This window comes from Alcanivorax sp., assembly GCF_040119285.1.
In the GTDB taxonomy this organism is placed as follows: Bacteria; Pseudomonadota; Gammaproteobacteria; order Pseudomonadales; family Alcanivoracaceae; genus Alcanivorax.
Window position 1 is genome coordinate 1 of record NZ_JBEDTY010000020.1, and the last position, 16308, is coordinate 16308.

General features: G+C 58.0%; 8 protein-coding genes and 1 tRNA gene. 4 read left to right on the plus strand and 5 right to left on the minus strand.

The window, feature by feature from the left end; genetic code table 11:
* Window positions 1-167 precede the first annotated feature (167 nt).
* Window positions 168-1556 (minus strand): tyrosine-type recombinase/integrase, encoded by a 1389-nt coding sequence (locus tag ABNH10_RS05500; protein WP_008929764.1) that lies wholly within the window; start codon window positions 1554-1556, stop codon window positions 168-170.
* A 140-nt stretch (window positions 1557-1696) separates the two neighbouring features.
* On the opposite strand from ABNH10_RS05500, the gene ABNH10_RS05505 reads away from it, so the two are divergent.
* Window positions 1697-1771: transfer RNA gene (locus tag ABNH10_RS05505), tRNA-OTHER, on the plus strand.
* A 444-nt stretch (window positions 1772-2215) separates the two neighbouring features.
* Here ABNH10_RS05505 and ylqF read toward each other — a convergent pair.
* Window positions 2216-3160, minus strand: coding sequence for a ribosome biogenesis GTPase YlqF (gene ylqF, locus ABNH10_RS05510; protein ID WP_349385013.1), 945 nt, complete (start codon window positions 3158-3160; stop codon window positions 2216-2218).
* A gap of 407 nt (window positions 3161-3567) precedes the next feature.
* Here ylqF and ABNH10_RS05515 point away from each other — a divergent pair, with 407 nt between their 5' ends.
* Genes ABNH10_RS05515 through ABNH10_RS05525 form a run of 3 tightly spaced genes read left to right on the plus strand, consistent with a single transcriptional unit; the run spans window position 3568 to window position 6767 of the window.
* Complete coding sequence (locus ABNH10_RS05515; protein WP_349385014.1) at window positions 3568-6243, plus strand: intermembrane phospholipid transport YdbH family protein; 2676 nt, start codon at window positions 3568-3570, stop codon at window positions 6241-6243.
* Window positions 6240-6434, plus strand: a complete 195-nt coding sequence (locus ABNH10_RS05520) for a YnbE family lipoprotein (RefSeq protein ID WP_349385015.1) — start codon at window positions 6240-6242, stop codon at window positions 6432-6434. The genes ABNH10_RS05515 and ABNH10_RS05520 overlap by 4 nt, the downstream gene beginning before the upstream one ends.
* A gap of 9 nt (window positions 6435-6443) precedes the next feature.
* Window positions 6444-6767, plus strand: coding sequence for a YdbL family probable chaperone protein (locus tag ABNH10_RS05525; RefSeq protein WP_349385016.1), 324 nt, complete (start codon window positions 6444-6446; stop codon window positions 6765-6767).
* A 320-nt stretch (window positions 6768-7087) separates the two neighbouring features.
* On the opposite strand, the gene recD is transcribed toward ABNH10_RS05525, so the two are convergent.
* The 3 genes from recD to recC form a co-directional block, all read right to left on the minus strand.
* Window positions 7088-9025 (minus strand): exodeoxyribonuclease V subunit alpha, encoded by a 1938-nt coding sequence (recD, locus tag ABNH10_RS05530; protein WP_349385017.1) that lies wholly within the window; start codon window positions 9023-9025, stop codon window positions 7088-7090.
* A gap of 171 nt (window positions 9026-9196) precedes the next feature.
* The gene (gene recB, locus ABNH10_RS05535; protein WP_349385018.1) at window positions 9197-12817 is read right to left on the minus strand and encodes an exodeoxyribonuclease V subunit beta; all 3621 of its coding nucleotides are present in this window, start codon (window positions 12815-12817) and stop codon (window positions 9197-9199) included.
* Window positions 12814-16248: an exodeoxyribonuclease V subunit gamma gene (gene recC, locus ABNH10_RS05540; protein WP_349385019.1), complete on the minus strand. Its 3435-nt coding sequence runs from the start codon at window positions 16246-16248 to the stop codon at window positions 12814-12816. The genes recB and recC overlap by 4 nt, the downstream gene beginning before the upstream one ends.
* Between the last annotated feature and the right edge of the window lie 60 nt (window positions 16249-16308).

Below are 16308 nucleotides of genomic sequence, written 5' to 3' on the forward strand. Positions count from 1 at the left end.
CCATCGGTTACGGACTGCCGGACTTCGCAGAGGAACTCAACTACGGAGTCGATCTATCAACCATCTGAGGGTGGTATCAGATTGATGGGGTGAAGGTGCCCCATCAACCATTAAATCCGTATACCCAAAAACCGGTAACTGTCAGATCAAGTCTGAATTACTACAGATCATGGCATTTGCAAGGAGCAGGATTGGCTGTCAGCCTCCTCGCTGGTGGGCTGATTCGTGATTTCTTCCAGCTTTTCTCCAAGTCGACGCCAGGCATCGATGCACTCACTGGTGTAGCTGTGCCTTTGGTAGGTGCGTTTGATGCGATTTTCTTCCGTGTGATTGAGGCAGCGCTCAGCCACCTCTGGAATAACGCCAAGTGCCGTCATCATGGTGGCCCCAGTCCGGCGTAGATCGTGAGGCGTCCATTTCCCACCCGGCAGAATCAAGGATTGTGCTTTGCTGCTGCGGTTGCTCATGGTGCCCTGGCTGGAGGGACGCTGGCGGTCAGACAGCTGCTTTGTGACCGTTTTCGAGCACAGAGCCCCGGTGCCTTCTCTATTGGGGTAGCACCACGGGGTGTTGCCATGGATTTCCCGTAACTTCAGGAAATAGTGTTTGCTAAACGGGGATAAATGGATGTTGTGAGGCTTGCCGTTCTTGCTGTTCTCTCTGGGAATGAGCCAGGTGTCCTTATCAAAGTCCAGGTGCTCCCAACGAGCCGCGAGTAGCTCCCCGATGCGGCAGCATGTAGATAGGGCTATCCAGATGGCGTACTGCGTGCTGAACAGCAAATTGGCGTTGGGTATGGCCTGCTTGAGTTGCAAGATTTCGTCTTCGGACAGTACCCGATCTCTTTCCGTTTCCTTGCCGCCAATTTTGGCCTTGCGGATGCTGCTTGTCGGATCGAATTCAATAATGTCCCGATCCACGGCAAAGCGGAACATTTGTCGCATCAGACTGAAAACCACTTTCACCATGCGGGTGACTCCCCGTGCCGCCATGGCGTCGGTAACCTGAGTGATATGCCCTTTACGGATGTCTGCGACGAAGACCTGGCCAATGAGGGGGAGTACATCTTTCTCGAACATGCGCCGGACTTCTGCTCCCTTGTCCTTCCGGTGCGACACGTCAATCTCCATCCAGCGCTCGAAGAGCTGGGAAACGGTCTGTCGAGAAGCCAGTGCAGCGGCCTCGGCCGCTTTTTGTGCCGCTTCTTGCTCCAGGCGGCGAACTTCCGCTTCACGAATCGCCTTCTCAGCATCGCGTTCAGCATCGAGGTGTTCAGTGAGGTTCTTGATTCCTGTGAGATACAGCTGGGAGAGTTCGTTGGCTTTGGCGCGGGCCGTTTTCAGGGTTAAACCGTTAGTCCCTGTGCGGGAGTAGGCCCCCAGAGGAATGTATTGGCGTTTGCCGTCCTCGTCGGAATAGCGAAAGTAGAATAGTGGTCCGCCGGTTGGGCGGAGGCGGACCGATAGACGTCCGTGACCACGAGGGGAGGCTTCAGTGATCCAGGCAACTTTTTCAACCTTAATGGCAAGCTGCTTGTCGGTGAGGATTTTGGACATAATGGTACTGTCGTTTCGCTCTGGTTGCCGTTCGGTTGCCGTTTCTCAATCGCTTCCGGCGGATTTTAGTGGACTTTGTAGGACAATACAATTAATCGCGTTTCTATAACTAATTGAAAATAAAGATAAAGTGGATTTCTGTGGACGTAGGCGGACAGTGCTTTACACTTATGGGGTGCAAGGGGTAGGAGGTTCGAATCCTCCCGTCCCGACCAATCGAGATACAAAAAAGCCTGACTGGAAACAGTCGGGCTTTTTTGTGCCCGGGCCGAATGTAGAAAACCAAAACCCCCTACAAGATTAATCTCGTGATTTTGTAAATATGTAAGTCAGGAATCGTCTTACTCCACGACAGATCACCGTGGTCCCCTTCATGGTTTCGCTAACATATCCGGCAATGGCATGTTGTTTCTCAATGGCTGGGTGTTGTCCACTCCACCGAAACTGAGACAGACCTGATTAGAGACAGCGCCTGAGAAATCTGGTCTGGAACGTTTATTCCGGCGGCATCAGCGCACAGCTGGATAACCAGCACGCGGGTGTTGAGTTCGTCGATTGACACAGGGCTCGGCGCCTTGCTGAATACGAACTGCTTAATGATCAGGCCCATGAAGGGGCTGGTTTTGCTGGTGGGAGGCGAAGATAGGCAGGTAATTTAGTTACTTCCGGTGCTGCCCCTTCGCCTTATAAGCCGCCTTCCTGGCTTTCTTCTTCGCCTCTTTTTCCTCTTCTTTTAGCCTGCGTATCTCCGCCACTTTCACATGCTCTTTCTCGGCCATGGCCGGGGTTTCCAGGGTGATGGGGCCGAGTTTGCCGCTGCGGTATTCGTTGATGAGCAGGGCGGCGGTGCGGTCGAAGTCCACGTGGCCGCCTTTGCCGATACAGCCGCGTTGCTTGCCGATGGTTTCCAGAAACGGCACGCCTTCATCGGGCAGCGTGTCGAGTTTGAAACGCTCCTTCATTAATTCTGGATAGGCTTGCATGAAATACTCGGCGGCAAACAAGGCCACGTCGTCTTCTTGCATGGCGGTGGCTTTGATGGCGCCGGAGAGGGCCAGGCGGTAGCCGCTGTCCGGATTTTCGATTTTAGGCCAAAGGATGCCGGGGGAGTCGATCAGGATAAGGCCGTTGCGCAGGTCGATGCGCTGTTGGCGCTGGGTGACGGCGGGCTCGTTACCTGCCTTGGCAATGATACGGCTGGCCAGATTGTTGATCAGGGTGGATTTGCCCACGTTGGGAATGCCGGTGATCAGGGCGGTGACGCTGGTGGCCCGGTCTTCGCGTTTACCAGCCATTTTCAGGGCGGTGTCTAGCAGCTTGCGGATCTGTTCCGGCTTTTCGGTGGTGATGGCCAGGGCGCGGACGGTTGGATCTTGTTCAAGATGAGCCAGCCATTGTTGAGTAATGGCGGGATCGGCCAGGTCGCTTTTGCTGAGCAGTTTCAGGCAGGGCTTGTCGGCGCGAAATTGTTCGATTACCGGGTTGGCACTGCTATAGGGTAAGCGGGCGTCTACCACTTCGATGACCAGGTCCACCTTGGGGAGAATGTCGCGAATTTCGCGGATGGCCTTGTTCATGTGGCCGGGGAACCAGTTGATGCTCATGGGGCGCCGTATCGTTTGTATTGAATGAAACGGCAGTATAAACCAGCTGAGCGGGGGAGTATTGCCGGTTGCTTGGGGCTGGGCCCTGCGGGCTATTAACCTTGCCAAGCCATTCTTAATGCGTGCTTTTGAAAATCTCGTGGGCTTTCTGCGCTATTTTCGATTTCCCCGATTTGCCTGAAAAGGGCGAAGGCGTCTTTATCACTCCCGGTTACAAGGCACATTGATGCTGCTAATAGTATTGGGGCTAAGCGCACAACCCTTGGCGGCGAGGTGATCGCCAACAGCCTGCAGGCGATGCTGTTGAGTTACATTGCATTCAAGTTTGTAAATCGGCAGGAAAGCGCCACCATCGAACCAATTACGCTGGCGGCCCTCTAACCATTATGGTTCGACTCTCCTCACGCATGCTTCGCCCACTAGGCGCTGGCTTGTTGTTATTGCTGGTTATCGTATTGCTGCTGATTCTGGTGGCGGTAGGCTGGGCCTATAGCGCAGGAATACGCGTCAGTGAGCCGGGGTGGCAGCACGGCCTGACGCTGGGCCAGTGGCGTGTTGTGCGCGACGACTGTGTGGCCGCACAAGGTACCGACCTGAGCATTGAGAGTGTTTGGCCGCTGAACGTGACGCAGCAGACGCTAGCGTTATATCACTGTGCGAAAAGTGATTCTGCGCAGACGTCGGCTAGCCCCTTTGCTGACGGGCTTCCCTGGGCGCCTCCTTTCCATCTGGACGTTGTCGAACTGGATTTGGCCGGCGTTATTGACTATCCCCTTCCGGTAATGATGCTGACACTCCACCAGCAGGCGCAGCATTGGCAGCTGCAAGCCTCCGCCCCGCACGTGGCGCTACAGGCGCAGTATCAGCGAGCCAGCGGGGCTTGGGAGGCCAGCGGTGAGGGAGCGTTAAACGCAGTATTACCGGACTGGCAGGGCCACTGGCAATGGCGTGGCCAAGGGGCTTGGCAGGGCGAACCCGCTGGGGAAATACAGCTGGATCTTGATTCGGCCGGGCCAGTGTCGCAAGCACAACGGGCGGACCTGTTGGCGCAGGCTCAGTTTCAAGGTGCCCAGTGGCAGTTGGAGGCGGACCTGTCCCAGCCGTTAGCGCTGAATAGTGACTGGCAGCTGACGGCAGCAGAGCCTCTTAGTGTTTCCGGCAATGGCGTGGCATTAGCTCGGGCAAAAGTGGCGCTGGCGTTGGCAGGCCCGCTTGGCACCGTGACGTTGCAGGCAGCCACTCACTGCGCGCCGCCCGAAAACTGTGAACCAAAAGCTGCCGCAGACTCCCCTCAGGCGATTGAACAGGGGCGGGGAACGCTGCGATTGCAGGGCGAAAGCCTGGAGGGAGAAGTGGCATTTTACTGGCAGGATCGGCTGCTGGTGCTTGAGCCCGCCTCCCTGACTTTGCCGCAAGCAGTCACTGCCCAGTGGCAGGAGCCCTTGCAGATACCCATGGCCCGCTCTGGGGTCACAGCGTTGCCGTTGGCGTTGGGCTACCAAGGATTGAAAGTAACCACCGGTGCCAGTGAGGTTCAGTGGGCACTGGCAGACGACGATGCGCTGGCAGCGATAGAGTGGCAGTGGGCTGGCGATGTGGCCTTGCATGGCCAATGGCAGGGATACCAGTGGCAAGGGGCCTGGCAAGGCGTGGTCGGTAGCCACGGCCTGGAGGGGGCTCCACTCACGCTGAGCGCACGACAAGGGAGTGACCAGCTGACCTTTCGGTCGCCCGTGGATACCTTGCAACAGGCGCCATACGGTGCCGAGGCTAGCGTGGCTGGCAGTCTGTCCGGTTACCCGCTAGAGGGTAGCCTGGCGTTTGCCCAGTCTGGTGCCGGTTGGGCCGGCACCCTGCAGGCAAACACCGTCTTGCCGCAGTTTGAACAGGGTGGGCAGGTGACGGTTAAGGCGCCTTGGTCGCTGCTGGATGGCACTGTCAGCGTGGCGGCGGGGAGTCAGGCATCAATCTCTGAAGGTTTGATCGGGCAGGTCTTGATCCGGCCTTTATCGTTGAGTGCAACGGGGCCGTTGCGGATCAATGAACAGGGCATCAGCGGCGACCTGGCCATCGACAGCGAGGGCTTGCTGGCGGCACGCTGGCGTTTGCCGCCGATATCGGGAACCGCGACGGTGGAAGGCGACCAGATTCAGAGCCGGTTAACGGTTAGCGAGTGGCAAAGTGACCTGTGGGCCAACGCCACGCTTGATGGTAACGGGGGGGCGAAAGGGGCGATGGCGCTGCGTAGCGCGCTGACCCCTGCCATGGGCGTCGGCTTGGACGTCACGCCACGGCAAGGGCAGCTGGAAGGGCGTGGTCACTGGCAATGGGGAAAAACGCTGAAAGCCAGTGGCGATATTACTCTCATCGAGACAGACTTGGACTGGGGCAGCGTCACCGCTCGTGGTGCTGCGGCTGAGATCCATGGTGAATACCATGACGGTGATATTCAGATCAGCAGCACGGGGCCGGTGACGGTGCACACTCTGGATATCGGTACGCCAATGACCGACCTGGCGTTAACCGTGAAGAGTGACCTGTCACAGTGGAATGTTACCGATCTTCGCGCGAATCTGCTCGGTGGTTATTTGCGCTCTCCGTCGCTGGACTGGCCCTCTGCTCGGCCTCAGCCGGTAGTGATCAGTCGCATTGATCTAGCCCAAGTCGCGGCGTTGCAGAACCCGTCGCCAGTGTTGCTGGCCGGGCGAGTAGGGGGGTATGTTCCGCTGCAACTGGGTGAGGATTTTATGGTTATCGAGCAGGGGCGGCTGGCTAACGAGGGGCCGCTGTCGTTGATCATTCCTGCTTCGTCCAGCGTACAAAGCATGGCGGAGTCGAATCAGGCGGTGAAGCTGGCGCTGGATAGCCTTAGTACCTTGCTGATTAGCGATTTTCAGGCTCGCATGGGGATGAATAAAGCCGGTTGGCTGGATGCGAAGATTACCATCAAAGGCGAAAACCCACAGAGAAATAATCTGCCGGTGGTGTTTAACTACACGCACCAAGAGAACATGTTGGCGCTGATGCGTAGCTTGCGTATCGGCGATGAAATCACCGAACAACTGCGCACGGAGAATCAATGATGAAACAAGTCGGGCTGGGCACGATGTTGCTGGCCGGGTGTCTGTTGGCGGCTTGCACGCCTACGGTGGCCCTGAAAGCACCGGAAGAACCCATCACCATTAACCTGAATGTGAAGATTGATCATGAAATCCGCCTGAAGGTGGAAAAGGATATTGATCAGTTGTTTAGCGAAGATAGCGACTTGTTCTAAGGAGGTGTTATGAAAATGTTAAAATACGCATTGGCCATGGTGGCCCTATTGATGAGTATGGCCGCGTTTGCGCTGGACCTAGGTGAGGCGAAAAGCCAGGGGCTGGTGGGTGAACAAACGGATGGTTATCTGGGAGTCGTTAAAGCTACACCGGCTGCGGTGGAATTGGCCGCGGATATCAATCAGAAACGCAGAGATGCCTATGAGCGAATTGCCAAAAAGAACGGCATTACCCTAGATAAGGTGGCGAAGCTGGCAGGGCAAAAAGCCATCGATAAAACGGAAGCAGGCCAGTATGTGAAAACGCCGGATGGGCAGTGGGTAGAAAAATAATTTTTATGAAAATTATCCTGATAATAATTTAGGTGTCATGAGTGTGTAAGTCAGTGATCACGCAGGATATGCTTCAATAAATCCTGTGTGACATAACGATTTTTATGGCTGATTTTTTCTTTTTGATGTTTGGATATCGCAAAAATTTGGACGTGACACGAAAGAATATTGCCATAAAAAATGGGGTATTGCGGTTGCCATGCGGCTGCTGATTAGGCCCTTTGCTCTGGCCGGAGAAAATGTCTCTGGCCAGTGCGGGTACATCGGTACACGCCCGCCGTGTGGTAGGCCTCTATTTCGCGCTTTTCAACGTTACACTTTTAACTCAACCTCTCTGCTAACCCTGATGCCCGCCAAGTCCGCTTTTTCACCGCACTGTCCAGCACGGCCGATTTGCCGAATTCCAGCAAGGTGAAGCGATCCCGAGCCCGGGTGACGGCAGTGTAGATTAACTCTCGGGTAAGCAGGGGGTGGGGGGCATCGGGTAATACCAGCAGGGTATGCTTGAATTCCGAGCCTTGGGATTTGTGCACGGTCATGGCGTAGACGGTTTCTACCCCGTCCAGGCGGCTGGGTAAGACCCACTTGATGCGCCCGTCCGGCAACTGGAACGCCACTCTTAACAGCAGCTCCGCGGTACCCTTCCTGGTCTCAAGTAAGGGCAGCGTCAGCCCCACATCGCCATTCATTAACCCCAGCTGATAATCGTTGCGCGTCATCATCACCGGGCGACCGGGGTACCATTCCCGTTCCGGCGCCAGGTCCTGTTGTTGTAGGTGGTGGGTGATGCGTTGATTGAGTTGTTCTACCCCGAAAGGGCCGCTGCGCAGGCCGCTGAGCAGTTGCTGGTGGGTGAGCTGTTTGAGCAGGCCGGCGGCCCAATCATCGAAATCGTGTCGCTGTGCAGGCGGTGTTGCTACCGCACTAAACAGTGTCCGTAGGCCTGTGTGATCATTACTGCCGTTGAGCAGCAGGGTTTCCAGTTGCTGGCTATCGCTGCTCAGGTGTTGGCGATACAGGCTGTCCGGGTAGTGTTGAAAGCTCTTGCGCACCTGCGGCAGGTTTTCTTCGTTTACTGCCCGCGCCAGTTCGCCGATGCCGGGGCTGTCCTTGGAGCGCCAGTTGGTGCGCAGCATGGCGGTTTGTTGCGCCAGGGCGTTGCCTGGGTTCTGGTCTGTCTCCTGATAGTCACTGATATCCGCGCCACAGGTATTGTTAACGAAGTCGATGGTACGTTGCTTGTAGCGACCTTCGTGGGCATGACGGCACAAGTCACCCATCACGGCACCGGCTTCCACGCTGGCCAGTTGGTCCTTATCGCCGAGTAGAATCAACCGGGTGTGTGGGCTCAGGGCTTCCAACAGGCAAGCCATCATGTCCATGTCGATCATGCTGGCTTCATCCACCACTACCAGATCTGCGTGCAGTGGATTATCCCCATGATGGCGAAAGTGACGGCTGTCTGGCCGGGTGCCGAGTAGACGGTGCAGTGTGGTCACTTCGGTGGGAATGGCATCGCGTACGGTGGCGTCCACGTGGAGTTTTCCTACCTGCTCACCGATGGATTCGGTGAGCCGTGCCGCAGCCTTGCCGGTGGGAGCGGCGAGACGAATACGCAGGCGCTGGTTATCGGCCATTGCCAGGCTTTGCAGCAGGCCTAACAGGCGTACCACTGTGGTGGTTTTGCCGGTGCCGGGGCCGCCGGTAATGATGCTGATCCCGCTGCGGCTGGCCAAAGCACAAGCCACCTGTTGCCAGTCGGTCTGGTTGTCGGAACCGGGAAATAATTTGGCCAGGGCTTCGCGCAGGGGGGCTTCAGGCAGTGGATTGACGGTGGCCAGTTTTTGCTCGATGGCGTCGGCCACGGCCACTTCCCGGGCCCAGTTGCGGCGCAGGTAAAGGCGGCTGCCGTCCAGTACCAATGGTGTGCTGCCGTTTTGGCTGACCAAGGTGCTTTGCTGCAGTTCATGGAGCCAGTTATTGGGCTCGCCGGGTAACAGGGCGACCAGCTCCGGCGGCGGGTTGCTGCCCCAAAGCTGGGTGGCTAACGCGCGGTTTTTTAGATCCAGACACAGGTGGCCACTGGCTTGCTGGTTGCTGGTGAAGGCGGCGAGTAATAACACCTCGTAGCTTGCTTGCGGGCATTGTTGTTTCAGGAAACGGGCAATGGCCACGTCCAGATCGCGCAGCAAATTGTTGTCGCGCAGCAGGATTAGCGCGTCTTCCCAGGTGAGGGCGGAGAACAGGTCAGCTTGCATAGGATGCCTCCAACCCGGTGGGAGGTTGAACGTTGATCGTTGGAACGAGAGAAGGGCTCGAGCCTGTCGAGCAGGCTCTATGTTGCGATTTGTGTGTGGTGCGCGGGCACGGCATTGCAGTGACAGCAGAGCGCGTTCGCATTTCTGAACGTTGAACTTTCAACTTTTCCCTCATTCCTCACCCCCAAACATGACATCCAGCGCTTCGATCAGTTCGCTATCCGGTCGATCGAATACGGTACCCGCCGCCGGGCCTTGTAAACCACGCAGAAAAACATAAACCGCGCCGCCCAGGTGCTGGTCCGGGTGGTAATTCGGTAGGCGGCTTTTTAGCAGGCGATGCAGGGCCAGCAAATAAAGCACGTATTGCACTTCGTAGCGTTTTTCCAGCACCGCGGCGGTCATGGCATCCAGGGTATAGGCGCTGTCGTCTACGCCCAGCCAGTTGGATTTGTAGTCGAGCACGTAGTATTTGCCCTCGTGTTCGAACACCAGGTCGATAAAGCCCTTGAGCATGCCATTGAGGGTGTCGGCTTCCAGTTTTGGGCGCGGGTAGTGCGGGGCAATATGTTGTGGGTGAACGTGCTGGCGGATCAGGGTGTCCATGTCGGCCACGTTGACTCGATGGGCAGGAAACAGGAATTCCAGCTCAGGCACATAGGTGTGCAGGGTATCGAGAGAGACGGTTCCTTCGCTTAATGGCAGCGCAGTGGTGACCGCCTGCTTCCACCAATGGCGGATGACGTCGGTGTAATCCTGCCAGCCCCGGGCCTGGAGTTTTTCTTCCACGCTGGTTTCAAAGTCCATGGGGTCGGCCAGGGTTTGTTGGAAGCGCTGGTTGGCGGCCTGCTCAAGCACATCATGCAGCAGGGTGCCCGGCGCTGCACCGCGTGGGAAAGCGTGGATGGTATCGGCCAACGGTTCCACATCCGCGACGGGTTGTTCGTCCTGTTGTTCTGCCAATTGATCCCCGCGCGGGTCCGCGGGTGCCAAGGTTTCCTGCACCTGTTTGAGCGCGCTGTAGCTGGCAATCCACCAGGGTTGCCGTTGGCGGGGCGCAGGTATCAAGGGCGGGCGCAGGGTCTGTGATTGCGCTTGAGGCTGATACGATTCGGTGTTGCTGTGCGGTGCCTTAATGATGTTGACGGCATCGTTTGCGACGGGGGCAAGGGCGGCGCTCAAGCCATCGTTGGCCACGCCGTTGCCGAACAGTAACCGGCCGATGGCGCTTTTTTCCAATTGGTTCTGTTTACCCCGGCCTTTGATATAGGGGGCCAGCCCCAGCGTGCAGCGGTGGCAGGCGCGGGTCAGTGCCACATAGAGCAGGCGCATGTCTTCGGCGAGGCGCTCGTGATCCGCCTTGCCTTGTATTGTGTCGTCCGGTTCCAGCGATACATTGAGATGATCGTTCTCGTGGTAACGCAGGGGTGGTTTGCTTTTGTCCGCCGGGCGGAAGCTACAAATAAAAGGCAGATACACCAGCGGGTATTCCAGCCCTTTAGATTTGTGAATGGTGATGACCTTTACCCGGTCGTTGTCACTTTCCAAGCGCAGGATGCTTTCCTTGCTGCTGCCACGGCCTGCTTCGACCGTACTTTCTACGGTGTCTTCCAGATAACGAATCAAGGATTGCTCGCCATCCAATTGGCTAGCGGCTTGCTGTAACAGTTCGGCCAGGTGCAGCAGGTTAGTCAGGGCACGCTCACCGTCCAGGTTTTGGCTAAGCCGGGCGGGCACATGGAAATCCATCAGCAGGCTGCGCAACATGGGCAGCACGCCCTGGTTTTGCCATTGCTGCCGGTAGCCGTGGAACTGCTCTACGGTTTCTTCCCAGCGCACTTCATCCTGGTTGAGGGCATCCAGCTCCGCGTAGGCCAGATCCAGCACGGCGCAGGCAAGGGCACTGCGTACTCGAGTGTCGGATTCCGGGGCCGCGCAGGCGTGCAGAATCAGCAGCAGATCATGGGCTTCGGGCTGGGCGAAAACGGAATCCTGATCGGACAGATAAACGCTGCGCACATTGCGTTGCATTAACGCATCGCGGATGGCTTTGGCTTCGGTGCGGTCGCGCACCAGAATGGCGATGTCGTTGGGGTGCAAGGGCCGGAAGGTGTCGCCTGTCTGAAATCCGGTAACGCCGTTGACCGCACCATTAAGCAGGTGCGTAATTTCACTGGCGCAGCGTGCGGCCTGTTCGTCACGGTACTGGCCGGCACTGACGGGTTTTTCCTTGTCGTCTACCCACAGGGTAATGCCGGATTGTTCTGTCTTGTCGATCAACAGAACATCCTTGCGGCCATTGGCTTTCACGGCTTTGAAGGGGATGGCGTTGTCCATCATGAACACATCGCCAAAGGTGCTCTGGCTGTAGTGGAATAGATGGTTCACCGCCTTCACCATGGTGCGAGAAGAGCGGAAGTTGGTGTCCAGCGTGTAGTGGTTGCCTTCGGTGGCCTGGCGCGCTTTCAGGTAGGTGAAAACGTCGGCGCCCCGGAAGGCATAGATGGCTTGCTTGGGGTCGCCGATCATAAACCAGCCGGTGCTTTGCTGCCCTTCATAAAGGGCGGAAAAAATGCCGTACTGGGTCGGGTCGGTATCCTGAAATTCGTCGATCAATGCCACCGGAAATTGATCGCGGATGACCTGGGCAAGCCGTTCGCCATTACCGCCCTTCAAGGCGTCGTGCAGGCGGCTGAGCATATCGTCGAAGCCCATGGTGGCCGTTTGCCGGCGTACTTGATCCACGCGCTGGTCGATCCAGGCGGCGGCATGGGTGAGCAGCTCGGTGCGGGGCAGTGCGGTGTTCGCCCGGCCTTCCATTACCGCATCCAGTTGTGGGCAAAAGGCAAAGCTCGGGCGGTGCTCTTGACCAGCCTTGGTGAGCTTCATGCCTTCGTGGGAAAACTTGGCCAGGGTGTCATAGGCCTTGCCGTTGAGCCGTTCGCCATTGGCATAGCGCTGCAGCGTATGCAGCATGCCGGGCAGGCTGGTGGTGCGGTAGCTATTGCCGTTTAGCCATTTGTTGTCGCGAGCGGCGCGTACCCATTCAAGAAAGTCCGGCAGTTCGTGGGCCAGTTGCTGGCGGGCCTGCTGGTCCCGTTCCTCTTGCGGGCCGGTTTGGTTCAGCCAGTGAGCCACGCTTTGCGGTAACGCTGACGGGTCGGCTTCTTTCAATCCCAGTAACGGCCGACAGGCTCCCAGCAAGGCGTCCGGGTTGCCCAAGTTCTGGCTTTGCAGGGCATTGGCCGCGCTTACTGGAAATTGGCTAATCACCGAGCGCCAGTAATCTCGAGCAGCCAGTTGCTGCTCTTCGCTGGCGTCTTCCTGCAATTCCAGGCTGAACAGGCTGCCCGAGTCGAAGGCGTGCTGTTTGAGCATGCGGTTGCAGAAGCCGTGGATGGTGTAGATGGCGGCTTCGTCCATCCACTGGGCGGCGGCATCCAGGCGCTGGGCGCAGCTGGTGCGTTGTTCGTTTTCACTGTAATCGCTAAGCAGTGCCGCCAGCACTGGATCGTCGGCTTCAGCGTGGGGGTCGGCAAAAATGCGCGCGGCATCAGCCAAGCGGTCGCGGATGCGTTCGCGTAGTTCTTCGGTGGCGGCTTCGGTGAATGTGACCACCAGAATTTCCGGCGGCAGCAGCGGACGTGAAAACCCGTTTTCGCCTCCATGGCCCAGTACCAAGCGCAGATAAAGAGCGGCCAAGGTAAAGGTTTTGCCGGTGCCTGCACTGGCTTCGATCAGCCGGGTGCCGTGCAGCGGAAAGGTAATCGGAAGCGGACGCTCAATGTTCATGCGTCATCCCCCGGTTCGAGCCACTGGGCATGCAGGTAGAGCGGGGCATAGAGTTGTTCAGTCCAGTATTCGAAGGCGTTGGCATCGCCATGGGAGGCGGCCAGTAAGGTGTCGAAGTCGGCCCAGGCGCGGGCAATGGCCGGTTCTTTTTCCTGTTCGCCGGTATGCATAAAACCGGACTCAAATACCTTGCGTGCTTCGTTCTCACCGTTGTCTTTTTCTTCCCCTTTTAGCCAGGCGAAGGCGGTGGCGCAGGCCACGGGCAGGGGTTCGCATAACGCCTTCTGCCAAGCATAACCTAGCTGATCCAGGCATTGCTGGGCGTCGCTGCGATGAATATGGGGCAGGCTAAAGCGCCCGTCCTGACCTTGAATATGCGTGGTCAACGGCAGCCCGGCGGCGCAGGCGGCCAGGTGCAAGGCCCAGTCCCGAGTCAGTTTGTCGAATCGCTCTTTTAGCTTGCCGGTGTGCAGCACCAACCGTTGGGCGTTGGCGCTAGAGCCACGCAAATCGGTGAGCCAATCTTCGATTTGTAAGGGGCCGGCGGTGAGGCGAATTTCCTGCTGCGGTTGCAAGGTTCCGCTGTCGGCCAGCAGCGTAAAGTAGTGTTCCAGTGGCTGCGCGAGCGGCAACAACAGGCTGTCGCGGTTGCCCTCGTCAAAGGGCGCCAGGGGTAGGTCGCCGCTGCCAGCGAGACGGTCCATGGCTACGCGCATGGCGTCATTGGCATGTTCCGGGCCGGCGCGCAACGCTTCATTAAGCAACTGATCCTGTAACTGGAAACGTTGCAGTCCATCGAATGAAAACGGTTCGCTGTCATCCAGCACTTGGCGCTGTTGTTTCAGGCGCGCCTTTAAGCGCTGCTCGAAAAAATGGGCCACGGGTTGTTTGAGAAAACGCCCCAGGGCGGCGCAGGAAATGGGCTCGTTATTTTCCAGTGGCGGCAAGGGCTGATCATTGTCGACCCTGTGCGTTTGCTCCTCGTGGAGGGCGCGCCATTCGTTGGCGTAGGTGTGCAGGATGTGGGCGTCGGCGTTGTTGGCTGCACTGGCGTCGTTGGCCGAATAAAAATAACGGGCGCTGAACGGTTGCAGCGGATGCGACACGGTGAGGGCGTCCACCGGTTCGCCCTGATCGGTGTGCCAACGTTGATTAATGTGATCGCGTAGTTGTGCCACCAGTACCGAGGGCGGGCGTTCACTGTTGTCGCGGACGTTGCGGCCTGTCCAGCTAATGTAGAGGCTGTCGCGGGCACTGAGCAGGGCTTCCAGAAACAGGTAGCGGTCGTCGTCGCGGCGGGAACGATCCCCTGGGCGGTAGTTACCCCATTGCCGCATTAAATCAAAATCCATGGGTTGCTGTTGGCGCGGGTAGTCGCCGTCTTTCATTCCCAGCAGACAGACATGGCGAAAGGGAATGGCGCGCATGGGCATCAGGGTGCAGATGTTAATACGCCCGGCCATGAAGCGCTGTGACATGCTCTCGGCCTTGAGGGCATCGAGCAGGGGGCGGCGGGCCACGGTGAGAGGCAGGAGGCTGTCGAAGTCGGCTTCGGCGCAAGCGGCCAGCCAGTCGTTAAGGGCATCGCGCAGGCTTGCATCCAGGGTTTGGTCCGCTTCGTTCACGGGGTTGAAAAGATCATCGAAAAGGGCGGTAAACCGTTGTTGCCAGTGCCGGGCGCTGGTGTCCTCGCGCGATTGTTGCCAGTGATATTCCAGGGTGTCGAGCAGTCTGGATAATCGGCCGGCCAGTTCGGCGCCCAGGCCAGCGACTTCGTTCAGGGGTTCGATGCCCATCCAGGCTGGGCCGTCGCCGAGCAGGTAGCCGGCCAGCATCCGTTTCAGGCCGAAGGCCCAGCTGTTTTGTTCGAAGCCAGGGACGTCCAGGGTTTTGCGTTGCGGGCTGTTGAGCCCCCAGCGAATCCGCGCCTGATCGATCCAGCGGGCCAGTTGTGGCAGATCGCTTTCGTCGATGCCGAAGCGTTCGCGTACGGCGGGTACATCCAGCAGGTCGAGAATGTTGGTGGCGGTGAAGCGCCATTGTGGCAGGTGTAGCAGGGACTCCACGGCCTGTGCCAACGGCGAGGCCGCACCGGCGCTGCGGTCGCTGAGGGTGTAGGGCAGATAGCGCGGATCGTCCCGTTCCAGCCGGCCGAATACGGCCTCAATGTGCGGGGCGTAGACCTCGATATCCGGCACCATCACGATCACGTCGCGGGGCTGCAGGGTGGGGTCGGTGCTGAAGCGATCCAGCAATGCGTCCTGAAGAATTTCCACTTCCCGTTGAGCACTGTGGGCGATGCGAAAACTGAGTGAGCCATCAGCGGGTGACGCGCTACCGGCTCTCAGTGGCGGACGTTGATCCGGTTCGGGCAGGGGTTCCAGGTCGAGAATATCCTGCTGCAATTGTTGCAGCACACTCTGTGGCTCGATGGCTTCAAACAGGTCAATCTGATTGAGAAAGACGCTGCGATAGCTGTCCGGATCGTCGTGATCGTAGAGCAGGCCGATAAAGTCCCGCCCCTGTTTGCCCCAGGCGGCCAATAATGGATTAACCCGGTTTTCCGGCATGGTGGTCACATGCCGCTTGCGGTTGTCCAGTTGGCGGCGCAGCAGTTGTTTATCTTCGACGATATCCGCCCAGTAATGCTGACAGGGGTTTTGTACCAGCATCAGTATTTGGCAATGCTGGCTAAGCGCGGCCAGCGCTTCCAGAGCCTGCTGGGGCAGAGCGCTGATGCCGAAGATAATCAGCCGGCGTGGCAGGCCCGCAGGTGACGTGCCTTGTTCCTTTTGCAGAGTGAGCGCGGCGATGAAATCCCGGTGAATGGCGCTGCGGCTGAGGCCCCGTTTACTGGAATCCATGTCTGCCAGCAGGGCACGCCATAGATGAGCCTGCCATAACTGACTGGTGGGAAATTCATCGAAGGTATCCCGATCCTGGGCTTTACGCAGGCGGTCGTTGCCGTTTTCCCAGTCGTCCAACCAATCTGCCCGGTACATTTGATAGGCATCGAACAAATCCGCCAGTCGCTCGGCCAGTTGGTGGCGTTTGCGGCCATCCACATCGTCGGCAAGAAAGTGGCGTAGCGGGCCGAAGTGTTCGCTATTGAGCAGGGTGGGCAGCAACCGGTACAACCGCCACAGCAGGCGGGATTTGTCGAACGGGGATGTGCGCGGTACCTGGTCTTCACCCAGCACGGTGCGATAGGCCCCCCACAGGAATCGGGCTGGCATCTGGAACTGGAAACCGGCGCTGATGCCGAGTGCATCCGCCAGCTGCAGTTTCAGCCACTGCGCCATGCCGTTGGACTGCACCAGAAAGGTTTCCGTTTCCAGCGGTGACAGTGGTTCGCGCTGCAACCAGTCGGCCACCAGCTCGGTGAGGGTTTCCAGACGGTTGCCGTGCAGCACCATCAGCCCGTTTTGCATGGATATTCCTTGCCTGACTTGTGTGTATGCGAAAGGAGTTAGATTAAGGGAGAGCGCGGC